This window comes from Pantoea sp. PGP6 (genome assembly GCF_053474785.1).
The window spans coordinates 105,422-127,164 of record NZ_JBQBMA010000003.1 but is presented as its reverse complement, the minus strand read 5'-3'; the positions used below and the strand labels follow the sequence as shown (position 1 = coordinate 127,164).

The window sequence follows — 21,743 nt, the reverse complement described above, 5'->3', positions numbered from 1 at the left end:
CTTTTAATCAGAGCGAAATTTTGTGGCCGAGCGCGAATAACGGCTCCAGGACCCACTCGTACAGACGACGTTTGTCGACAATAAAATCGGCGTCCAGCGCCATACCGGGTTTCAGCGGTTCGTTTTGCAGGTAGGCTTTAATGGTCTGCTTATCCAGCGCCACCAGTACCCGGTACTGCTGTTCCTGGATATTGTTTTTCCCGGTTAAGGTTGAAACTTCCTGCGGGGTGAGGGCTGTGCGTGAGACTTCGATGACTTTGCCATATTGCTGACCGAACTTTTGATATGGGAAGGCTTTGTAACGCAGCACAACGCGTTGTCCGGCCTGGATAAAACCGATCGATTGGGTGTTTACCATGATGCGCGCCACCAGTTCACTGTCACTGGGAAGGATCGCCATGGCTGACTGGCCTGCACTCAGCATCTGACCGTTCTTGATCATAATCATGCCAACGTAGCCGCTTTTCGGCGCACGCAATTCAAACGAACGGCGCGCTTCATTTTCAACCTGTGACTGACGGTTGTCCGCCAGCTGTCGCTCTATATCGTTACGCTTTTTCGCGTCATCAAGCGGCTTCTGGTGCAGTTGCTGCTGCGCCTGCAGGATCTTCTGAGCAATATCCAGCAGCTGCCGTTGATACTCCTGGTAGCGGGCCTGACTGTCGAGCAAGGCCGACTCCTGCTCTTCCATTTGACGATTCGAGGCATAGCCCTGGTCATGCATCGCATTCAGCTTGGTTAGCTGCAAGCGCGCCAGCTCAACCTGTTTTCGGCGATGGGTCATCTGCAGCCGCAGCTGTTCTTGCTGTAATTTCAGGCTGTTGATGGTCTCTTTCAGCCCCTGCATTTCAACCTCATGCAGCTTGCTGAGGGTTTTTAGATCCTGCTGCAGACGTTCACGTTGTGCCGACAGGTTTTCAGCCACTACCTGGCGGGTCTGGCCAAATTGCGTCGAGACTTCTGATGACAACACCATCAGTACATCGCCTTTCTCGACCCGCTGGCCTTCTTTAACCGGAATAGCGATAACCGTTGCGCTTACGGGCGGCGGGATGATCAACATGCCGTTTTTAGGTAATAACTCCCCGGTAGAGGACTCATATTTGGTATAGCTACCAAAAATAAAAAAGAGCGTTGTCGCAGCAGTAATGACGACCACGATGGAAATAACCAGCCATCGGTAGGGAGGACAATAAAGTGCGACGGTGCCCAGACTGCCGCGATTGGCAGCATCAAGTGCTTCCTGGCGAAAAAGTGACTGTTCCATTTAACTATTCATCGTAAGAGGGTGAATTAACGACACTGAAAAAAATTCAGCATTTCGATTGATAACGATCCGGTGCTTTGGGCCAGATTAAGCAGAGCATTGAGATAATTAAATCGAGCTTCCGCCTGATCTTTCAGCGCGCTGTAATATTTTTGCTGAGCATCCATTTCGTCGTTAACCGTGCGAAAACCCATCTCGCGGCCATATTTCACCGAGACGACTTTTTCCCACGCCGATGAAACTGCATTTTTTTCAGCGTTGATCAGCGCTTTGCCATTAGTGAGACTAAGCCAGGCGGAACGTGTTTCCTGCACCGCTTTGCGCTGGGCTTCAATAATGCTGAATCGCGAGGACTCGCGGCGGTAGGCCGCCTCAAAGGATTGTGACAATTGACTGCCGCCGGCAAACAGCGGCACAGAGACGTTTACTCCATATTGCAGATTATTCGTTTTCGAGTTAGTACCGAAAATAGCGTCATAGAGGAAGTTCTGATCATTATCGTTGCGGCTCCAGTTGGTGCCATAGCTGGCATAAAGCGACACCACTGGCAGGTGCGCCGCATCGGCGGCCAGCACATCGGCATCCGCCTGATCGTGCTGAAACATGGCAACTTTAATATCGTTGTTACGCTGCTGACTGGCGCTGATCGCTTCAGATAAGGTGGAATAGGGGGCGGCGTTAAGGCACTGAAAGTTAACCGGCTCCAGCGTATCCGGATTAACGCCTGACAGCCGCCGCACTGCTTCACCTGCCAGTAACAACTGATTGCTGGCTTCGATCTGTTTCGCCTGTGCGATAGCGTAGTTCGCTTTCGCCTCATCTACCTCGGTACGGGTGTTCTGGCCGTTGTTCAAACCGGCCTGCAGCTTTTCCATCTGCTGCTTGAAGTTATGACTTGCCGCTTGCGCGGCCTGTAAAACTTCCTGCTGATACAGCACGGTAAAATAGGCATTAGCCACCGTGCCCAGCAGTTTTTCTTCAGCCTGACGGGCCTGAGCGTCGGCGGTATTGGCGATCGCCGCGCCTTTTCGCCAGCCCGCATATTTGCTCATGTCAAACAGCGGTTGTCTGACGCGAACATTATAATTATGCGATGTCACGCCACTCTGGTATTTCTTGTCCGGCTGCTCCTGACGATCCCAGCTTCCTTCAAGCGTGAGTGTCGGCAGCATTCCTGACATTCCCTGCCAGTATTTCTGTTTATCGGCTTCGCTGGTTTGCTTACTGGCCTGTAATGCCGAATCGTAATTTAACGCCGCCTGCGCGGCTTGTTGTAAATTTGCGGCGTGCGTATAAGCCGGCATGCAGATAACGGCCAGCACAAATCTGTTTAAGTAATAAGTTTTCATATTATTCGCTGTTTCATACAGTAAAAATGCCTGGGTTAAATTAATTCCTGGGCAAAAACATATTTGATCAACTCGGTATTGGAGTGCAGGTGAAGCTTTCTCATTGCATTATATTTTTGCGTGGCAATGGTGCTGACGCTGCGCTTTCGTATTTTGGCAATATCCATCAGGCTATGCCCCATCGCGAATAATCGAATGATTTCGTTTTCTGACGGCGATAGCAGACTGTTGGTTGTGCCTGTTTTCATCTCATGGGCCAGGCATTTCATTTTTTCAGAATAATAAATCCCTTTGTTGGATGAGCATATCCACCTGAAAGCATCGACCAGTTGCCTGCAGTCATCCCGTTTACTCACAATGCCGATGACGGGTATCTGCAAAAGCTTGTTTAATACCGCCTGGCTGTTCTGCGCAGTAAAGATAATAATGTTCAGCTCAGGTAGCTGCTTATGGATCTCCTCAATTTTCTTCACGCCATTTAAATCATAGCGTTCAAAATTAAAATCGGTAATCAGGATATCGGGTGTGTCCTCCTTAAGATGTAAAAGTAAACCTTCTTTCTCAACCGGATAAGCATGAATTTCATGCTGAACAAATTCGGTTGAGAAAATCGACTGGACTGCGTACACAATGAATGGACTCTCATCAGATACACCAATCCGTAGCGTATTTTTTGTTGGGGGCGAAACCACTGAAGAATCCTTTGATCAGTCAGAGTGGGATAAAAGCAGGGCAGATAACTGCCCTGCGCCTGTTTACTGGTAACTTAATGTATAAGTCGCTACTGCATTGGCACTTCCTGGACCTACCGTCTCCGCCGTCTGATAATAACGGGCATATAAAGGCACGTTGATTAACGCTGCGGAGATCGGATACGAGGCAACGGTAAAAGGTACGGCCAGGGGAATCGGGTGCTGGCTTTCATTCAGTATCTGCACGCCAACGCCACGCGCAGTAGAACTGCTATTCAGGGCCACCACACCGGAATCCGCTAAACCACTGACCGCATTGCCATCGAACTGCATCAGTACATCAAAGGTGCCTGATAACAGCGATTCACAATTGAGCTGGACATCAAAAGAAACCAGCTTGCTGGTCTGTCCAACACCGGCGCCTAATCCACCGCTTTTACTCAGGGAATAACTCCCTAAGGGAACTTGCTGAGTGACATTACCGGCGACCGAGCAGGTTTCATCTTTTACCGTAATCGCGTTATTTCTGAGATTAGTAGCGACATATTGTTCATCGCTGCCTGTCACCAGTGAACCTACCCGGAACATACTGAGGGTGGTGCGCGTAATCGGCGTCAGTGAGGAGGAGGTTCGCACAATTTTGAATGGGACGGTCAGTGAGAACTCGGTATAATTATTCAGAATACCGCCACCGGTGATCCCAGCATAGGTGCTGACCATCTGTCCTGTCGGGATGTTGCCTGCTTCATTAGAATATTCACCGCCATAGCCCAGATACAGCGTTAGCCCATACCCCAGCGATCCTTCAGCAATATTCAACCGTTTGAAATAAACTTCACCCGTCAGACCGTCTCTGTAGTCGAGGAAGTTGATGCCGCATTGCACATCAACTTTCATTTCCCCCTGATAAACCACGGTACCAATAGGAATGGCAGATGACAGCGTAATCCCGAGGGTTCTCAAATCCAATGCGTTGGTGGTCATCGGTGCTTTACAGATTAATTCGGTATCTGCATCCGCGTAGGTATTCGTAGCCGACAGCATAACGCCAGTGAATGCAGTCAGGGTTAGCGTGAATATTCCGGCCACTTTTTTTATCGTGTTAATAAAATTCATCATGATTCACCCGCTTAACCCTGACTGTCATTTTCGTTTACGCTATTGGAAACATAGCGAACAGGCTGATTCTGATCGCTGCTACATATTGTGGTGAGTCTGGCCAGTGATTTATTATCGCTGGTCTGCACTGCACCCGATTCAAGGTTTACCAGGCAATTATCCATGGGCGCTTTACCCCATGAGACATGCAGGCGGCTGACATCTTTGTTCAACCTGACGTAAATCTGTCCACCCTGAGAGACGGTGGTAACCAGGTTGCCATTTTCATCATTAACCGAAGCGCCAAAAGGTAATGCATTTCCGTTGAGCTGGTTCGCGCGGATTAGCAGCGGCTTACCTTTACTGGTTTTATAATCCAGTCTGACCACCGCGCCTTCTACCGGAATCACCCGCTGCTGCGTTGATTCCAGTTCGACATCAAGCGGAATGCCCTTCGGATCGATTGCCAGCTCGTTTATCCGATACGGGTTCAGATTGGGTACAATCGCCCGACCACGGCTGTTAAGCACGATGTTGGGATAACCCAGAACCCGCGCCCCCTCTGCATCATCTGCGCTCACTACGGCATAGGTTGATGACTGATAAGCACTGAACGTCAGACTATCCGGTAAGGCAATCACGGTACCGCTGGCTCCACCTGATGCGGAATAATAGTTTTCCCCTTTGGTATAAGAGGCGGTCAGCGTGCTGTAAGGCGACCGATATTGTCCACCAACCGAGGCTGATTGATTATTTTCAACATCACGGGCAACGCCAGCGTTATAATTAATCTGATTCTGCTCGCCCAGAACACCATTAATTGCCGTTTGTGCATTGACGCCATCTTTTGTTTGCGTCGCACTGCCGGTTAAATAATGTCGGTTATCGCTGCCTAATGGAACAGAGAAATCAAGTGATAGTTGTGTGTCCTGTCCGCCGGTTGAATATAATAATCGGTTCGCGGAAATTGTATAGGCGACGCGGCCAATTATATTATTGTAGCCCAGCTGAAATTGCGTATTGGTACCGGTATCATTCCAGTAGTTTTGAATGAAACCAGTAAGATAGAGACTCCCAAATGAATCTTCAAAGTTTTGGCTGGCGGTCATTGAAAAACATTGCTTAGGACGCGAAAGGTAATTTGCGGTGCCATTTTTGCGGTGTTTTTTATAATAGCTGTTAATTTGCAACGCATTGTCAAAACTGTAATAGCCGGATGATGAAAAGCGATAAGCCGCGAGTGTGAAGTTGGTGTTGGTCTCAGAGACTTTCTTACTGTATGTCGCGCGATAACTGACACCCTGCTTCTTCTCATCGGCATATTTTGTCTGCGCGGTGGTGATATCCATCGAAAGGGCGCCAATCGGTAAACCAAGCGCGCCACCGATTAACAGTGAGGCATAATTATCCGAAGCCAGAAATCCGGTGTAGCCGGTCAGAATATTACTGAAGCCATGCTGAAGGGTGCCCTGATAAACTGACGGGGTATACGCCATATTATCGCGCCGTGATACGCCACCGGTCAGGGAATAATAGGTCATGCCGGGACGTTTTAATCGCGCCATCGCTGCGTAAGGAACCGAAAAACGGCTTTCACTGCCGTCAGCTTCTTTAACGGTAACCTCTAAATCTCCACCGTATCCGGTCGGGTAAAGGTCGGTAATACTAAAAGCACCCGGTGAGACGGTCGTCTCGTAGATTTTGCTGCCGTTCTGGCTGACGGTGACCTGAGCATTGGTTCGGGCTACGCCACGAATTTCCGGCGCATAGCCACGCTGTGAATCGGGCCACATCTGATCGACCGTTGAAATCTGCACGCCCCGAAAGGAGAGGGTATCGAAAATGTCACCGCTGGTATTGCCTTCACCCAGCAGTAAACGCGATTTCAATCGGGGAATATCACGCTGTACATAAGTATTGATGTCGTCGTAATGGTGATTTTCGCTACCCTGCTGACGTTGCCAGCTGAGCGCACCATCGTGACGGAACATCCAGCCGCCCACGTTGAAACCTGCCAGCGCCCGACCATAGAATGAGTCATATTCACGGCCGCCGCTGTAAACAGAACGATAGTAGTTGGTGTTATAATTCAGGGTTAAAGCCGTTTCACCGTTATCCCAGAATTCAGGTGCGACATAGCCGCGTGCCGAACGCAGTAAATAGATTTGCGGAATAGATATATCCATTTGCATATCTGCACTGTTTATTGCAGCATTACTGTCTTCGATAACGTCTTCGAGTGACAGGCAATCTTTTCCGGATCGTAACGCTTCCGCTTGCTTCGAATTAAAAACGCTCTCCCTGAGGGAAAGGTTTTTTACCAGTTGGTACGAAAGACACGCCCGTGCCGCGTTACCCTCTCGAACAACCCGGACATTATCACGGCTGACCTGCCGGCCATTAAGAAAGATATCCAGCGTATAAATACCGGGGTCAATCGGGTTACCATTGGCGTAACGGGATACATCAATCTTCACCCCAGGTAAATTCTTTACAAAGGATTCGTCAAAGTCGAAATTATTGTCAGCCAGGGCTGAGGTTGTTACTGCGGTAAGACATAGCGCTAAAAAAGAGCGACAGAAATGTCTGCCCACTGGCGGTTTTACAGAGACTGTCCTTGCCATCATGATTACCCTTAATGATCACCATCCGGATTACTGGCTGATTTTTCCTTCGACTTCCTGCGCGGCACCATAATCATCCAGATACTGGTAATGGAACGTGGATTTTATAAGGTTTACGTTTGCCCCTTTCAGGGTGAAATCTTTGCTTCCACCGGGTTCCAGCATGTCGCCTTTTTCACTGGCGATTTTACGGCCGGTCGTATCTTCCGCGGTAATTTGCGCCACGTTTATGTAATAAGGCGAGTTATTTACTGCGGTTAATTGGTTGGTTTTATTACCCTTACGCCAGACCAGCATATTAGCCGCGGCTAGCGCGCCTTTGTAGTCTAAAGGAGTTGGTCGATAAAAGAGTTTAATACGGCTTCTGATCGCCATTTGCAGCTGGTTTTTATCAGCCAGACTTTTATCGCGGGGGGGAATATCCAGCACGTTGAGCCAGTATATTGACTCTTTAGTGGCAGGAAGATCGCTGCCGGTAAATACGATGCGTAACGTTTGTCCTTTATTGGCTTCCATACGGAATACCGGCGGCAGTAAGACAAAAGGAACGTTAATTTTATCCATTGCCTGATTTACATCGCCATCGTCGATCCATGCCTGAACCAGCGCAGGACGCTCGCTACGGTTATCCAGCCGCACCGTCACCTCTTTTTCGGCAGCAGGGTAAATTACCCGGGTACCGATAATGGTCACACTGGCGAGAGAGGGCGCAGAAAGGGAGCCGGCAAGCAGCAGTGAAGGGATGAGGTTAAAACTTTTTTTTTTCATAAGATGAATGAATATCTAAAAAAGAAGAGAAAAGGCGGGGAGGATGACTCCCCACCCTGATCAATTAGAGGTAATTGATTGAATAAGTCACTGATGAAGCAACGGTACCTGAAGAGGCAGCAGCCGTTGCATAGTACTGAGCGGCATAGGTCAGGGTTGCCGCACCTTGATCCAGTGCTGCCGTGGTCGGAGAAGTAGTCTGCTCGGTGCTACCGGCGTTCAGCGCATTGTTAACCTTATCCAGCAGCTGCAGATCAACGTTTGCTGCGGTGCCGGTGTTGATCAGACGGCCATCGGCATTAACGTTAGCACCCTGTTCGAAGTAGGCATAAACGTTACCGGTCTTGGTAGCACACTCGGTCAGATCAATAGTGAAGCGGGTGCTTCCTGCCGTCTGACCTTTTGTTTTCAGCAGGCTAGAAGAAACGGTTGGCAGTACTACGGTACCGGTGCTTGAGCCACCGTTGACGCTAACGGTACAGGTCTGGCTGTTGATCTGACCATTAAAGCTGATGGTGCCATCAGATGCTTCTGCTGCATTAACCTGAGCCGCTGCCAGCAACAGACCGAGAGAAATCATTGATACCTTTTTCATATACTTTCCTTTGTATAAAAATAAAAAAATGAATTGCACTAACAATGAGTCGTTACGATAAGCCGTAACTGCTCATAACGGATTTACCGGAGAAATAACCCTCTCCTGTAAATTAAAAAAACAGCAGGCCAAACACCAGCGCAGTAACTACACCGACAATACCCATGCCAAAGGCTTCACCACTGATGGTGTTCACCGGAGGAATACCTTCCGGACGGGTCCGTTCGGTGGATTCCTCCTGCGAAGGGGAATGCAGGCCTTTAAAAAAGTCGAGGATCATTGAGGTCAGTGATCCGCCGCTGACGGTTGAAATCTCATTTTGTTTTAATTCACGCATGTTATTTCCTTATCAGGTAACGGGCTTGGTATCTAAATCAAACTGATTTTCGACAATCTGGTTAAACCAGGCGACTGTGGGATCCCAGCCATTTAGCGCGCCATACATCGCACCCATCACCAGGCCGACAGAGGCACCGATAATTAAGCCTGCGGCGCCGGAAATAAGACCTACACCCAGGACGCCGCCCGCGCTTCCGCCGCTCATTGCCCACTTCAAACCGAAAGCGGTGACGCCAGCCAATGAGCCAACAACAACTGCACCAACAAAATCAAAAAAACCTGCGCCTGAAACATGCTGCATTTCAAAAGAAGTTAACTCTCTCACTTACCTATCTCCCTATATTTATTTTTTTTGCCCTCTCATTTGAGCTGCGTTATTAAATGGATTAATTGACTCAATTTAAATAGTAAATTATCCATAATTTAATGGGTTTTAATGCTGAGTAATATTCCTGTTATTTTGACTACAAAAATTTAACCTTCATGATGATAATATAATGCTTATGGGGTATTGGCATAAGCGCTACTTTTTCCAGGGAATATCTGCGGTTTATTGGTCAGCTCTTATTACCGCTTTCGTTAGCGGACATTAATGTCCGTTCTCACCGAGGGTAGGATCAGGTCAACTGCAAATACATTTGTCATTAAGCCAGGCAGGTCCCTGACAAGTTAATCCATTTAGTTGAATCATCCTTTCTTAATGCCACATAACTTTACAGCCTGCCTGCCTCTTGTTTGGTGTTTTAGGCTTATTGACCTCAAATTATCAGAATAAAACCCTAAGTAAATTTGATTCGACTCTTTAAATCTCTGTTTTGAGACTCGCCTGGTTAATTTTAAGAATGATGACTCTTTCAGACCAGGAATTGTTTTTGCTCGCGTATTAACATTGGTTCCACAAATGAAAGGGGTATTTCAAATGTACTTTTATAATTAAATATTTGTGATATTAAATGTTTTACAAATCGACCAGATAACATAGGTATTCATATGGTGATGTAAAATACAAATTTTCAGAAAAAAGTTATAACACAATAATTATATCTCAGTTTCGCGGATATATGATCTGAAAAATAAGTTGTTAGCAGTGTATGGTGTGGTTGTTTTCTTTGTTGCTGGATTTTGATCCTTCCTTTTCACGGGTTTGTGGGATTGAATTTTACCGGACTGATTTTATTATAGCGAAACCGATAACCCTCTTTTCTCATGCCTCGGATTTTAAGGATAAGTAGCTATAGAAATCGATTCGCCAGCACTAAGCAAAGAGAACAGCGCAGACTGGTTTTTTTATAATTGAAATACCGATAACGAGGTAGTCAGCCTTGCCTTGTCTATCAATTGGATTGAGTTAATCGATATGCATAGAGTGACTGAAAATCATGAGCGAATCATCGACGCATTGGCGGGTTATACCCAAATCGCTAATCCCGATGAGATATCGCGCGGAAAGCGCCGCTATCATTTAACGAAGGATAACGTTCGCCGGGTAATGTTCATTCTGGATGGCGATTTTCTGGTTAAAATTAAAGGAGAGAATAAAGTCCTCAACATCTTATCCGCGCCGGCGGTAGTTGGGGTAACACCGGCGCTGGATGAGCCCCCGATATATCTTGAAAGGGTTGATTACGGCAAGATAAGCTTTATTGACTATGAAAAGTTCTGGATGCTGGTTTTTGAAAAAAATCTGTTCAACGATGCGATGTCAATTCTCTCGGGTCAGTATTCTGATCTGATGAGCTACATCCAGTTACCGAAAAGCAACTCTTACGATGAAGTGCTTTCTTTAATTGGCCGCTGGACAAAATTACCTCCGCACCTGAAGCGGCGTTTCTCTGCACTTTACCTGATTGAGCATAGCTCTCACCTTTCAAAAAGTTCTATCTGTCGGGTTTTAAAGGATCTGAAAGAGAAAGGGGAGCTGGAATTGATTAACGGTAAGTTTACCTAGCAGGACACCCTTAGGCTCGGATATCTGGATGTAAAAGGAAAAAAAATGGATGTTAAGATTATCTGCAAGGACGATAACTATTATTTCAGATTCGGCATATCTGAGCTGATTAATGAGGCTTTCCTTTTTAGCGCGAACGTCGGATTTCTGACCGGGTTTGATAGTGAGAACCTGGCAAAGGCAGACATAGTGATCATCAGTGTCTCGCTATGGCGACTTTATTTGTGTCAGCCTGCTTACCAGTACCGCAAAAGCGGGAGTGTACTGCTGGTCTTTACCGAGCAGCCTGACAAAATTATCGCTGAACATATGCCGGTGTGCTATCAGTCGTTAACCGTGATCTCGTGGAACGAGAACGTCACCAACATCAAAAATAAGATTATTAAAGCCTGGTTGAAGGCGCATGATGATCCAATGCGTGACTATCACCCATCAGACTGTAAACGCTGCTGCTTTTCCCGTATTTCACTGGTGCAGTTACAGGTAATGAGTTTTCTCAAGAAAGGGAACAATGTTCAGCATACGGCACAGTTCCTCGGCCTGTCAGTGAAAACGGTTTACGCGCATAAGTATAACGTGATGAAAAAATACAATATCAAGGGAGATTACGAGTTTCATGCTTTCCTCAATACTGTTTCTTTAATCGAATTATATAAAGGTGTAATAGAAGATGCATAGAGCGGATGCACGTTGTTAAACGTGCATCCGCTATCCACATTTCATCAGCGTTCACCACCGGGCGTCATTCTGGCGCAGCACCGATCAGTTTCTTTTCGAATTCTTTGAGATCCTGTAATGAAAGATCATTCTCAAATAAACATCACTCCCCTTGCTGTTCCTGTCAGGTTTGTCACCGTTATCATCATCGGTATGCTGATCGTTTCAGGGAGCTATCTTTACTGCAACTATGCCGTCGCTGCGCCCCCGGTACAACCTGAACCTGCAGTAAACGAACCGGATAACTATGCGCATGTCATTGTCTATCGGGTAGATGAAGATAACTTGCCGGTTTCAAATAAAGTGGTGAGTATCTTTATTAATAATCAATACCATACCAGTATTCTTCCCCACAATCGCGCGGTGGAGTTTATCCTCTGTCCTAGAATCGGCACGCTTGATATCGCTATCGGCCAGCTGGATAAACATCGCTTCGGGCGATCTGAAAATATGCCAGCGATTACGCCTACCCTGCAGGCAGGAAAGCGCTATTTCTATCGGATTATGTTGAACAAGCTGGAAAGGATATCGGTACATTGGGTGTCTGAAAAAGAGGCAGATAACGCGCTGTTTAATCAGAAACCGCAGTTGCTGAGATTGTTTCGCGTTGGCAATGAACACTGCCTGAAATAAGTGATGCGATAGGTTAAGCCGTTCCGGCAACCCGGATGCTGAGCAATACCGCACTCAGCATCGGACTTTGATGGCTATGTCGTTGCATTCCGTCCGGCAGCTGCAATCACCCTGTCCGCTCACGATATTCGTTAACGTGACGTGCCGACCGTCCCCCTGTTTTTGCTTCCGTCATCCTCCTGTTCTGCCCAACAGGAGGATGAACCTCACATGACCCGTTTTCCTGACTACCCGCTGCTGTGAGGGAGGTAAGCTAACGGGGCTGCAGGTTAAAAACTAAAACGATAACCCGCATTGATTTGGCGCTGCCTGAAACGGCTTCCATCATCACTATCGGCTTCGATAAACAGCGTGTGATTATTGCGCTTAGCGCTGACGCCAATGCCATTATTCCAGCTGTTCCCTTTGAATGACAACGTTTCACGAGATCCATTCAGCGCATAATTTGCGTTGCCGGCAAATTCGCGCATCATGCCGGTTTTGAGGTAGCCGTTGAGCTGGTAGCCCCGTTGATTAATCTCATAACCCGCCAACACGCTTGCCCGGCCGAGAACGGATTTATAGTTCGACAGATCAATGTTCAGACCATTCGAGGCACGCAGCGAACTGCCATTCTGGTGACCCGCTGTCATCTGCATCTGAGGTTCCAGGTAAAAACCGTTGGCATTATCGGAGAGGCTGAACTTCTTACCGGCTTCCAGCGACAGGCTGAAACCGGACGAGACGCCGCTCCCGGCCACCCGGTTCTGCTGCGTATCGTTGACGCTAAACTGATTTTTCAGTCGGTTGAATTTCACCACGCCATCAATGTAGAAACCCTCCTCATTCATCCAGTTGCTGTAGAGGCCAAAATGGCTGGAGCGGGTGGTTCCGTTGCCGTTTTGATAGTGGGGCGAGCCTGTCGTCGCTCCCATAAACAGACCGAGATAAACCGGCACCTCATCGGATAAGCGTTTATCCACCCCGAACTGATAGCCGGTATAGTTCAGGCTGAAGTGGCTTAATTTGCCCGTCGCAAAACCGCTGAAACGGCCATCAATCCCTCGCAGCCAGACATTGCCATCCGTTTTACCCTGACGAATATCACCCATACGCTGCATCAGCGTTTGCGTTTCGGCATAGTTGATCAGATAGCCAATATTAAGGAAGTTCGCGCCAGCATTGGCACTGCTGCTGATCACAGATGGGCCGCTGGAGTCGGGCGGAATAACTGCCGGGGCAGCGGGTGAGGGACTTTCGTTATCTCCGGTGATGACCGGTGCGGCTTCTGCGCTGTCTGGCGGAGTGGCAGGTGCGGCTTCGGTATCCTCAGCCGGCGCGACGGGAACGGTTTCAGGCTTCTCTGCCGGTACGGTGGGGATGATTTCCGGCGCTTCGGCTTCAGCCGCTGGTGAAGAGAGTACCCAATGAGTGCCCTGTTGATTGACGGTATAAACATAACCGCCCAGTTCAACAGCCGAATCTCCGGTGAAGCGTGCGACGCCATCCGGCGTTTCGACCACCGTCAATACTTCATCACCGTTTGTGGCAGCACTGCCCCGGTTCTGAATTAACAACCGGTAATCACCGGCACTGCTTTCGGTCACCACCACTTTATCGCCAATGTTATTAACTCCATTGCCGTCACCCGCGAGATCCGTGCGCAACGCAAAATCCCCGCTGCCGCTCAGGTTAGCAACCTTCAGCGTGGCGTAGCGGTTATCGTCGCTGGCGGCGGTCAGATCGACCAGAGAATGCTGCATTTGCAGGTTATCGACTACGGAATCACCGGCAACCCGCCATTGGCTATCGGTCAGCTGGACGTTGAGATGGCCGCCGTTCACGTTATCGCTGACCGCTCTGCCAGACCAGAGCGAACCTGGGGCAAAGTTAAGGTCGATTAATCCGCCCAGCGACCCAACGCTACCGGTGATGTTCATCCTGCCGTCAGCATCAATCACGCCGGGTGCAAAACCATCAAAGTGCTCGGTAGCCATCGCAACGCCATCTGGCGAACCCATATCAATCTTCAGGTCGCCCTGAAGATGAATCTGACCGCCGGCCACGGCGTAAACGCCATAGGTACTTGTCGCCAGGCCGTTGATAGTCAGGTTCTGACCGGTGATCTGCCCGCTGATTGCCAGCAAGCCATGCCCAATAATATTGACACTATTAATGGCAATATCGGTGTTACGCAGATTTACCGTCGCGCCTGCCAGCTGCGCCATCGCACCATATAATCCGGCGGATTTTAGCGTGCTACGTTCTGCCTCAGTGCCGAAAAAATTTAACGTGGAACCCTCATCCATAGCCACGATGGCACCGCTTTGCGCTGACGCAACCTGGCTACCTGCGCCAATGTTGGCAAGCCCGCTTGCTCTGACAGACAGACCCGCCGAATCATCACCGGCGGTGCTGATGGTCAGGTGATCTGCCGTGACAGTCCCCATGTTCACGATGCCGACAGAGGTAACGCCTGAGGTGATGATGGTTGAATTGCTGCCCAGCCTGACCTCGCTGTCTGACTGAATATTGATGCCGGGCGAACTGTTGCCCAGCGTATTGATAGTGAGATGATTGGCTGTCAGTAACGGCGAGCTGCCGGTGGGATTGCCTGTAAAGGCATCAATCCGCACGCCATCGCTGTTGTTGCCGTTGGTCTGAATGGCGCTGTTATTCCCCAGGCTGACCTGCGTATCGTAGCCGGAAATATGCAGGGCAAGTCCATTAATGCCCTGGGTAGAGATTTGTAGTTGTTCTGCTGTGAGGCTGGAAGCATTGCTCACCGTCAGGCCTTCCGCATAGGCAATGCCGGTTGCCGCCGTGTTTAGCGAACTGCCGGTGCCTAAATCAGCCGTGGACTGTTTACCGGTAAGCTCAAAGGCGCTGGCTGTTATGCCCGACACGCTCACAATCAGTTTATCTGCCGTAAAAAGGCTGTTCGGCCCTTTGATAAAAATGCCCTGGGCATAGTGTTCGGCATCGGTAACGCGAACGGTACTGCCAGTGCCGATAACCACCTTACCGGGAACGGTGCTGGGCACCATGATACCGTACAGTCCGCCATTCAGGGTCTGGTCGGCTATCAGCATGGTCGCGTCAGGCAGGGTAATCTCGCTGCCCGTCAGGCTGCCTGACATTGCTGCATAGCCGAAGCCTGGCATAACGCTCACACCACTGGCCAGCATTAGCATTTTTGCGACTCTGCTTATTCTGAATTGATTATTCATGCCCGTAACTCTTCCTTAAGATTTTATTGATGACCCAAATTCAGCGCAATTAATCCCGAACACCTTTAGTATGTCATTAGGCGTGATGAATTAACCGGCTGAATAAAAACGGGTCAGATTGAAAGAAATGAATTAATTTACGCTCCCATCCTGAGTGCAGGTAACAGGATTATGCCGGGCAGGGCCGAATTATGTAAAGATAAGGTCATGCGCTATTTTCAGGCCGCCAGCAGGTTAAGAACATCTGTCGGAAACATTCTTCTTTAAAAATTAAGGCGATGCGGCATTAGTCCGCAGGTTAGAAATGTTAAAATAATTCACCTGCATTGCATTTTGATTATGTTTAAAATCGGCGAGAGCTAAAGGCAGGGTGGGTAAGATAAATTCAGCTTCCCGGATTAATTGCTTTTTAATAGTAATGCCGCTAATTAAATTTTTTCTGGTAAGTGCGTGGCTGGCAGAAGGTTCATCTGTTAATTAAATAACTTACTTCTCTGCTTAAACTGCAGAAACATATGGCGCGCAGTGGCAGACATATTGCCATTTGTTCCGCAACCATTGAAACAGAGGCATCTGAGGTTAAGCAGCGGGCGCAAATCGGATGAATTAAATAAACTCACTTGAATTAAATAAATAGGCGTTGCCGGGAACGCAGTTAATGTCATTTCTGACGTGGGTACGCGACGGTTATCTCTTTTGACCGCACCGGGGCCGATGCAGCGCGATTGAGCGTGACGCCATTTTGCTGTTGCTTTGGCGTGTCCAGAACCAGGAAAAGGCTGCAGTGCCACAGTGTTAAGCACCTTAGTAAAAGCGGCAGCGTGTCTGTTGCTCACTTTTGATTCGCCGTGGCGGTTGCAGACACCATGCGCGTTAATGCCTGCGTAAAAGCAAAGTCAGAGAGCCGCTGACTTAGATATCGACTAGCGGCCAGGGGCTCATTTTTACAGAGCATCACCCTGTGCGGTGCTGCTCTGTTTTTCTCTCGGCCAGACGATTATTCATTCAATAATGGCGGCCGGAAATAGTCATAACCTGATTTGATACAGAAACGAACGGGGTTAACTGACATACCGCCAGGCTTCAATGGGTACTTGGTTATAGATTTCGTTCATCACCAGTTCCGCTTTGCGATGATCGTAAGCACCTTCAAACGAGGAAAGATCCTCTGCCGGAACACGATAGCGCATATAACTGGTGACAATATCAAGAATGTCTGTGCAGGGACAATGTCGCAGCTGCATTAAATAATCAATCTTTTCCATATATCCTCGTAAAATCAATGCGTAAAAATTCGCGACGTCTCAACATGAGACGCCAATCATTCGGCAATCTGGCTGATAAGTTTAATGTAAGGCGCACTGCTTAGGTCCGGCCTGAGTAATCGTGTGCATCAGGGCATTAACCTGCGGGTCGCGGTGTCGTCTCCCGCATCGCTGATGCATCGATACCCTCCGGGCGCGTTACAGTTTCTCGTTATTTCTCTCCTTGTTCGGCAGAAAGGTAATTGATTTCCAACCCACCGGACGTTTTATGATGCTAAAACCCGATGTGAATACTGGCTAAGCAGATTCTTCTGGCTCAGCTGCAATAGTGACGCGTTCCGGTGTTAACAGAACCGTAAGAGGTATCTGTAAGCGCCGTCATTATCAGACATCTCAAGCCAGGATAAAGTTGATATAAATCGTCATAGTGATCGGGTCTGGTTGTTTATTAATCAGTGCTATTTAGGTTAAATAAAATTAATACTTAAGTGCGTTCTACTACTGAATGCTATTTATCTGTAATTAAAGGGTATTTTCTTTTTCGGATAAATATTCCTGGTTTTATTATTAACCTGATTTCAACAAACCCTAAATAACCAGACAACGGCTGGTCCAGAAATAAAATGGAAAAATAAAATAAGTTTGACCAGGAGGATATGATGACCCGCAGTGCGCGTGCTGGAAGGCGCAGCCGCAAACCCTAAAGGGTAAAGTGGTGACATAAATGGCTGATCCGCTAATCCCGCAGCTGGTTTGAAGCTGGCGTGCAGGGTGGGAGGGCAGGCATTGATAGCCTGTTGCTTAAACACTATTTTCAGAGGTGTAAATGACGAACTCAACTTTTCCGGCAGCGTAGGTGTCGGGCTTTTCTCCCTGTTCCAGATAGTTCAGCATCAGTTGCAGTGCCAGCTGCGCATGTTGCCGGGTGTTCTGGTCCAGCGTCAGGGCAAGACTTTGCTGCGCCAGCAGCGTGCGGGTAGTGGAATAGAGCTCATGGGCGATCCACACGCACTGATTCAGGCGGCGATGGCGCGCCAGCGCCTGGCCTATTTCGGTATTTCCCAGTCCCGTATTGTAAATACCCAGCAGATTGCCGCCGCGGATCAGCTGTTTTTCCAGCAGTTTGCTGATGACATCGCGATTTTCCTCAGCCGCCAGCTCCTCCCGCAAATGAAGATGCGGAAAACGCGCGCTCAGCACATCCCGAAAGCCGTCGATCCGCTCCCGGTGCGCGGTGTAATCCATCCGTCCACTGACCATCAGTACCTCACCCGGCTGTTGCAGCATTTTGCCCATCAGTTGACCGGCGGTGCGTCCTGCTTTTCGCTGATCTATGCCGACGTGACAGAGCCGGGCCGCGTCAGGCAGATCGGTCACCAGCGTGATAACCGGCACGCCACGCGCCTCACAGTGCGCCAGCGCAGCGTAAATCGCCGGATGTGCCTGCGCAAACACCATCAGGCCGTCCCGCGTTTCACTGCCAGCCATAATGCGCTGTGCCAGTCGCTCATGCTGCGCTTCAGGCACAAAGGTACGGTGCAGCGTCAGCCGCTGATAGCCCGGATGCATTGCCGCTTCAATCAAATCCTGCGCCAGCTGGCGGAAGAAAAAGGCATCGTTGCTGCTGATTAACACCTCAATCTGCCACGGCTGGCGATGCTCTTGCGGCAAAATGCGTTTCAGACCGCTGTCACGCGCGGCCTGCAGGACTTTACGCACCGTCTGGGGTGACACGCCACCGCGCTCATTGAGCACCCGATCCACGGTCGCCAGACCGACACCCGCACGCCGGGCGATCTCTTTCAGCGACATTCTTTTCTCCCCTGAGGTAAAGACCTCAACAACGCGATGTCACCAGTGTAACCAGCAAGGCTAAGCTGCAAACGGCGCTTTCCACCGGACTATGATGGAGTTCAAATAAATGAATAAAAAGCAACGTGTTGCCCTGCTGGGCTGTGGATTTATAGGCGAAGTACATGCCGTCAATCTGCAGGCGCATCCGGCCACAGAACTGGTCTCGGTAACCGATACCGATAGCGCACGCGCCGCTGCATTTGCTGCGCGTTTTGCTGCTCACGCCGCGCCAGTCAGCCAGGTAATGAACGATGACAGTATCGATATGGTGCTCATCGCCAGTGCGACACCGACCCATGCCGATCTGCTGGTGGCGGCGGCGCGTGCCGGCAAAGCGATCTACTGTGAGAAACCTATCGATCTGTCTCTGGAGCGCGCGCGCCGGGTGGTGGCTCAGGTGTTGCCCTGTAATGTGCCGGTAACGGTCGGATTCAATCGCCGTTTCGACATCAGTCACCAGCAGCTTAAACAGCAGCTCCGGCAGGGCAGAGTCGGGCCAGCTGAGTTGATTCAGATGGTCTGCCGTTCTTCAGAGATGCCGCCGCTGGCCTATCTGCAGGCGTCCGGGGGACAGATGCGTGACCAGGCGATCCATTTTTTTGATCTGCTACGCTGGCTGACCGATGACGAAGTGACGGAAGTGGCCGCCATGGGGGCGGCGCTGGCGCTGCCGGCCATCAGCGATTTTGCAGACGTAGACACCAGCACGCTGCTGCTGCGGCTGCAACGTGGCGGGCTGGCGCAACTGGATAACGCCCGCCGCACCGGCTACGGCTACGACGAGCGGATCAGCGTGATGGGGCCGCTTGGTATGCTGGAGTCCCGCAGTCAGCAGCAGCAGGGCGTGACCTGCTATCAGCGCGAGCAGATCCAGCAGCCCGGGCTGCTGCCTGACTGGCTCAGCCGGGTAAAGGCGACCTGGTATGCGCAACTGGATGCGTTTGTCCGTTCGCTGAATGGCGAGACGGTTGCCGATCTGCCTGGGCTGGAAGATGGTTTGCAAGCCCAGGCGATTGCTGAGGCGGCGGTGATTTCGCTGGCCGAACATCGCTTCTGTCCGGTTGAAAAAGTCTCGCTGTAATCCGGACCGGCAGGACGATCTGCCTGCCGGTCACTGATGCGCTGTTGAGTTTGCCGTCTGCCGCCATCGCGCCCTGAGTGTGGTAACAGCTTCAGCCCGCGCTGCTGATTATCCCGTGCCTGGCATGCGCCTGACTCGCTGCCGCCCTCCACCGCAGTGACAAAAAAATTATCGAATAGAAACCGGCGGTGAAGTGTTTACTGCTCAGTGAACCTTTTCAGGACAACGACGATGCCCTCTGTTCGTTTCTTCCCGGCCCGACAGGTCTCTTTTTCCATGTTGACGGCCGCGCGTGGCACTGCGCTTCGCCGGGCGCTGCCTGAGCACGACAGCCGGCAACGTGAAATCGTTCAGACGCTGAAGGCCCGCCTGCGCTGGCCGCGCACCGTCAATATTTTCACCCTCGCGACAGAGTACTGCCTCGTCGTGCTAACTCAGCGATTCAAGGATCAATCATGAAAAAGTGCTATGGCGTCCGCCTGTTTGCCGTTCCCGTACTGCTGCTCACCCTGCACGCGCCGCTGAGTATGGCGATGGGCGATAATGACAGTGATACAAAGGTGCCGGACTGCCCCAAAGGGCAGGTTTATAACGGTAAAACCAAAACCTGCGTGCCGGAAAAGACCAGCATGCTCAGCGATGAGGATAAAACGCGCTACGCCTACCATCTGGCGAAAAAAGGCGAATATCAGGCGGCACTGAACCTGCTGGATACGCTGAAAAATCCGGATACGCGCGAGGCGTGGAATTATCGCGGTTATGCCACCCGCAAGCTGGGCCGCACCGATGAAGGGATTGGTTATTACCAGCGCGCCATTGCGATCGATCCGCGTTACGCTAAAGTGCGCGAATATCTTGGGAAGCCTGGATGATCAAAGGGCGTCCCGATCTGGCGCGCGAGCAGTTAAAAACCATTGCCGGAATTTGCGGTACAGATTGCGAGGAATATCGTGATCTGCAGGCAGCCATCAACGGGCATCCTGAAACCTGATCGGTGGGGGAGAGCAAAATTACCTATAGCGACGTCCGACAGCACCTTGCGGCGCACCTGACGCGCCTCTGGCGTTATGGCTATGTGCTGTCGCACAACCGCGATCTGGCCGAAGAGCTGGTGCAGTCGACCTGCGTGCGCGCGCTGGAGCGGAGCGCGCAGTATACGCCGGGCACCCGCATTGACAGGTGGCTGTTCTCTATTCTGCACTCTATCTGGGTCAGTGATTTGCGCGCGCGTAAAGTCCGGCAGGGACAGGGTTTTGTCGATCCCGATCTGCTGCTGGCTGCCGATACGCACCCCGCAGATGATGATAACCGCCATTTCCGGCGCATCATGCAGCAGGTCAACGCGCTGCCCGAAGCGCAGCGGAATGCCCTGTTCCTGGTTTACGTGGAAGGGCTCTCCTATCAGGAAGCGGCCGATACGGTATCGGTACCGATTGGCACTATTATGAGCCGTCTGGCCGCCGCCCGCGCCACGCTGGCGAAAACAACCACGGCCCCGCCCGTCCCGCAGGAGAAACGGCTATGACCACAGGGAATTTTATGCCGCCGTGGCGCGACGAAGCGATTGTCGCCTGGCTGGATGGTGAGATGAGCCGTCACGATGCGGTGCAGTTTGAACAGGATATCGTGCGTGATCCGCTGCTGGCGGCACGGGTTGAGGAACTGCGTAATGGCAGCATCGATTTTCAGCAGGCTTTTGCACCGTTACTGGAACAGGCGCCGCAGCAAATAATGGCGCAGCGGCTGGCGGCGCTGTCGCCGGTGTCACCCGTGGCTGGCTACAGTCGCCGTGCGCTGATTGCCGCCTCGGTGAGCTTTCTGCTGGTGGGAAGTGGTCTCGGTTTACTGGCCCGCCCGGCACCGGAAAGCGCCGACGAAAGCCAGAATGTCCGCGATCTTGAGGCGCGCTACATGTCGCTTTACAGTGCGGAAACCCTGGCGGATACGCCGGGCGATCCCGATCTGTTGCAACGTGGCCTGGATCGCACCCGGCTCGATTTGGGCCTGCAGATTACGCAACAGCAGCTGCACCTGCCGCAGGCTGAGCTGAAAATGGTGCGGATGCTGCGCTATGAGCGCACCTCAATTGCGCAGATTGCCTGGCTACACGCCGATTTCGGCCCGCTGGCGCTCTGTATCTCGCCCGAAACGCAGGCAAGCCATGTCGTTCAGCGCGAGCAGCGCCACGGTATGCAGCTCGCCTGGTGGGCAGATCAGCGACATCAGTTTGTACTGATCGGCCGTAATCCACCGCGGCAACTGGCCGCAATCGCCGAAGCATTACGGTCAGCGCTGCGCTGAGGC

The 21,743-nt window shown here is 50.6% G+C and carries 20 protein-coding genes and 1 pseudogene; 8 read left to right on the top strand and 13 right to left on the bottom strand.

The annotated features are described in order from the left end of the window. Positions 1-7: 7 nt before the first annotated feature. The 9 genes from ACLIBF_RS23015 to ACLIBF_RS22975 all read right to left on the bottom strand — a co-directional run bounded on the left by ACLIBF_RS23015 (position 8) and on the right by ACLIBF_RS22975 (position 9,057). Positions 8-1,267: an HlyD family secretion protein gene (locus ACLIBF_RS23015; protein WP_279811313.1), complete on the bottom strand. Its 1,260-nt coding sequence runs from the start codon at positions 1,265-1,267 to the stop codon at positions 8-10. Positions 1,268-1,293: 26 nt separating this feature from the next. Next, entirely contained in the window at positions 1,294-2,616 is a 1,323-nt protein-coding gene (locus ACLIBF_RS23010; RefSeq protein WP_448310771.1) for a TolC family outer membrane protein, read from the bottom strand. A 35-nt stretch (positions 2,617-2,651) separates the two neighbouring features. Then, positions 2,652-3,308, bottom strand: coding sequence for a response regulator transcription factor (locus tag ACLIBF_RS23005; protein WP_046289394.1), 657 nt, complete (start codon positions 3,306-3,308; stop codon positions 2,652-2,654). Between the two features lie 63 nt (positions 3,309-3,371). Further along, positions 3,372-4,427, bottom strand: coding sequence for a fimbrial protein (locus ACLIBF_RS23000; RefSeq protein ID WP_279811306.1), 1,056 nt, complete (start codon positions 4,425-4,427; stop codon positions 3,372-3,374). An 11-nt stretch (positions 4,428-4,438) separates the two neighbouring features. After that, a complete protein-coding gene (locus ACLIBF_RS22995) occupies positions 4,439-7,033 on the bottom strand; it encodes a fimbria/pilus outer membrane usher protein (RefSeq protein ID WP_448310769.1) in 2,595 nt (864 codons plus the stop codon). A 27-nt stretch (positions 7,034-7,060) separates the two neighbouring features. Next, positions 7,061-7,798, bottom strand: coding sequence for a fimbrial biogenesis chaperone (locus ACLIBF_RS22990; protein ID WP_448310768.1), 738 nt, complete (start codon positions 7,796-7,798; stop codon positions 7,061-7,063). Positions 7,799-7,862: 64 nt separating this feature from the next. Continuing rightward, positions 7,863-8,393 carry a fimbrial protein gene (locus tag ACLIBF_RS22985; protein WP_031378155.1) on the bottom strand — a complete coding sequence of 177 codons (531 nt, stop codon included), beginning with the start codon at positions 8,391-8,393 and terminating at the stop codon, positions 7,863-7,865. A gap of 112 nt (positions 8,394-8,505) precedes the next feature. Beyond that, positions 8,506-8,730 (bottom strand): hypothetical protein, encoded by a 225-nt coding sequence (locus tag ACLIBF_RS22980; RefSeq protein ID WP_031378154.1) that lies wholly within the window; start codon positions 8,728-8,730, stop codon positions 8,506-8,508. A gap of 12 nt (positions 8,731-8,742) precedes the next feature. Next, entirely contained in the window at positions 8,743-9,057 is a 315-nt protein-coding gene (locus ACLIBF_RS22975) for a hypothetical protein (protein ID WP_031378153.1), read from the bottom strand. 1,032 nt (positions 9,058-10,089) lie between these two features. Between ACLIBF_RS22975 and ACLIBF_RS22970 the strand changes: the two genes are divergently transcribed. The 3 genes from ACLIBF_RS22970 to ACLIBF_RS22960 all read left to right on the top strand — a co-directional run bounded on the left by ACLIBF_RS22970 (position 10,090) and on the right by ACLIBF_RS22960 (position 12,030). Further along, complete coding sequence (locus ACLIBF_RS22970; protein ID WP_046289396.1) at positions 10,090-10,680, top strand: helix-turn-helix domain-containing protein; 591 nt, start codon at positions 10,090-10,092, stop codon at positions 10,678-10,680. Between the two features lie 45 nt (positions 10,681-10,725). Next, complete coding sequence (locus ACLIBF_RS22965) at positions 10,726-11,358, top strand: helix-turn-helix transcriptional regulator (protein WP_448310766.1); 633 nt, start codon at positions 10,726-10,728, stop codon at positions 11,356-11,358. Between the two features lie 117 nt (positions 11,359-11,475). After that, positions 11,476-12,030 carry a hypothetical protein gene (locus ACLIBF_RS22960; protein ID WP_448310764.1) on the top strand — a complete coding sequence of 185 codons (555 nt, stop codon included), beginning with the start codon at positions 11,476-11,478 and terminating at the stop codon, positions 12,028-12,030. Positions 12,031-12,299: 269 nt separating this feature from the next. Here ACLIBF_RS22960 and ACLIBF_RS22955 read toward each other — a convergent pair whose 3' ends face one another. From ACLIBF_RS22955 to ACLIBF_RS22940, 4 genes are all read right to left on the bottom strand, one after another. Further along, a complete protein-coding gene (locus tag ACLIBF_RS22955) occupies positions 12,300-15,203 on the bottom strand; it encodes an autotransporter outer membrane beta-barrel domain-containing protein (RefSeq protein WP_448310763.1) in 2,904 nt (967 codons plus the stop codon). A 509-nt stretch (positions 15,204-15,712) separates the two neighbouring features. Further along, positions 15,713-16,030 carry a hypothetical protein gene (locus ACLIBF_RS22950; RefSeq protein ID WP_448310762.1) on the bottom strand — a complete coding sequence of 106 codons (318 nt, stop codon included), beginning with the start codon at positions 16,028-16,030 and terminating at the stop codon, positions 15,713-15,715. Positions 16,031-16,300: 270 nt separating this feature from the next. Next, positions 16,301-16,504 (bottom strand): Hha/YmoA family nucleoid-associated regulatory protein, encoded by a 204-nt coding sequence (locus ACLIBF_RS22945; RefSeq protein WP_031377956.1) that lies wholly within the window; start codon positions 16,502-16,504, stop codon positions 16,301-16,303. 801 nt (positions 16,505-17,305) lie between these two features. Next, positions 17,306-18,316: a LacI family DNA-binding transcriptional regulator gene (locus ACLIBF_RS22940; protein ID WP_089562419.1), complete on the bottom strand. Its 1,011-nt coding sequence runs from the start codon at positions 18,314-18,316 to the stop codon at positions 17,306-17,308. A 109-nt stretch (positions 18,317-18,425) separates the two neighbouring features. On the opposite strand from ACLIBF_RS22940, the gene ACLIBF_RS22935 reads away from it, so the two are divergent. From ACLIBF_RS22935 to ACLIBF_RS22915, 5 genes and pseudogenes are all read left to right on the top strand, one after another. Next, positions 18,426-19,439 (top strand): Gfo/Idh/MocA family oxidoreductase, encoded by a 1,014-nt coding sequence (locus ACLIBF_RS22935; RefSeq protein WP_089562418.1) that lies wholly within the window; start codon positions 18,426-18,428, stop codon positions 19,437-19,439. A 231-nt stretch (positions 19,440-19,670) separates the two neighbouring features. Next, positions 19,671-19,898 carry a hypothetical protein gene (locus tag ACLIBF_RS22930; protein WP_046289398.1) on the top strand — a complete coding sequence of 76 codons (228 nt, stop codon included), beginning with the start codon at positions 19,671-19,673 and terminating at the stop codon, positions 19,896-19,898. Next, positions 19,895-20,430 (top strand): annotated as a pseudogene (locus ACLIBF_RS22925) (tetratricopeptide repeat protein). Before ACLIBF_RS22930 ends, ACLIBF_RS22925 begins: the two are co-directional and overlap by 4 nt. A 57-nt stretch (positions 20,431-20,487) precedes the next feature. Beyond that, complete coding sequence (locus ACLIBF_RS22920; RefSeq protein ID WP_181956060.1) at positions 20,488-20,964, top strand: sigma-70 family RNA polymerase sigma factor; 477 nt, start codon at positions 20,488-20,490, stop codon at positions 20,962-20,964. Continuing rightward, positions 20,961-21,740, top strand: a complete 780-nt coding sequence (locus ACLIBF_RS22915; RefSeq protein ID WP_448310760.1) for an anti-sigma factor family protein — start codon at positions 20,961-20,963, stop codon at positions 21,738-21,740. Before ACLIBF_RS22920 ends, ACLIBF_RS22915 begins: the two co-directional genes overlap by 4 nt. Positions 21,741-21,743: the final 3 nt, after the last annotated feature.

Excerpts from the sequence above, each read along its gene's own strand:
- ACLIBF_RS23015 (WP_279811313.1), bottom strand. The coding sequence starts at position 1,267 with ATGGAACAGTCACTTTTTCGCCAGGAAGCACTTGATGCTGCCAATCGC.
- ACLIBF_RS23010 (WP_448310771.1), bottom strand. The coding sequence starts at position 2,616 with ATGAAAACTTATTACTTAAACAGATTTGTGCTGGCCGTTATCTGCATG.
- ACLIBF_RS23000 (WP_279811306.1), bottom strand. The coding sequence starts at position 4,427 with ATGATGAATTTTATTAACACGATAAAAAAAGTGGCCGGAATATTCACG.
- ACLIBF_RS22995 (WP_448310769.1), bottom strand. The coding sequence starts at position 7,033 with ATGATGGCAAGGACAGTCTCTGTAAAACCGCCAGTGGGCAGACATTTC.
- ACLIBF_RS22990 (WP_448310768.1), bottom strand. The coding sequence starts at position 7,798 with ATGAAAAAAAAAAGTTTTAACCTCATCCCTTCACTGCTGCTTGCCGGC.
- ACLIBF_RS22985 (WP_031378155.1), bottom strand. The coding sequence starts at position 8,393 with ATGAAAAAGGTATCAATGATTTCTCTCGGTCTGTTGCTGGCAGCGGCT.
- ACLIBF_RS22980 (WP_031378154.1), bottom strand. The coding sequence starts at position 8,730 with ATGCGTGAATTAAAACAAAATGAGATTTCAACCGTCAGCGGCGGATCA.
- ACLIBF_RS22970 (WP_046289396.1), top strand. The coding sequence starts at position 10,090 with ATGCATAGAGTGACTGAAAATCATGAGCGAATCATCGACGCATTGGCG.
- ACLIBF_RS22965 (WP_448310766.1), top strand. The coding sequence starts at position 10,726 with ATGGATGTTAAGATTATCTGCAAGGACGATAACTATTATTTCAGATTC.
- ACLIBF_RS22960 (WP_448310764.1), top strand. The coding sequence starts at position 11,476 with ATGAAAGATCATTCTCAAATAAACATCACTCCCCTTGCTGTTCCTGTC.
- ACLIBF_RS22955 (WP_448310763.1), bottom strand. The coding sequence starts at position 15,203 with ATGCTAATGCTGGCCAGTGGTGTGAGCGTTATGCCAGGCTTCGGCTAT.
- ACLIBF_RS22945 (WP_031377956.1), bottom strand. The coding sequence starts at position 16,504 with ATGGAAAAGATTGATTATTTAATGCAGCTGCGACATTGTCCCTGCACA.
- ACLIBF_RS22940 (WP_089562419.1), bottom strand. The coding sequence starts at position 18,316 with ATGTCGCTGAAAGAGATCGCCCGGCGTGCGGGTGTCGGTCTGGCGACC.
- ACLIBF_RS22935 (WP_089562418.1), top strand. The coding sequence starts at position 18,426 with ATGAATAAAAAGCAACGTGTTGCCCTGCTGGGCTGTGGATTTATAGGC.
- ACLIBF_RS22930 (WP_046289398.1), top strand. The coding sequence starts at position 19,671 with ATGCCCTCTGTTCGTTTCTTCCCGGCCCGACAGGTCTCTTTTTCCATG.
- ACLIBF_RS22915 (WP_448310760.1), top strand. The coding sequence starts at position 20,961 with ATGACCACAGGGAATTTTATGCCGCCGTGGCGCGACGAAGCGATTGTC.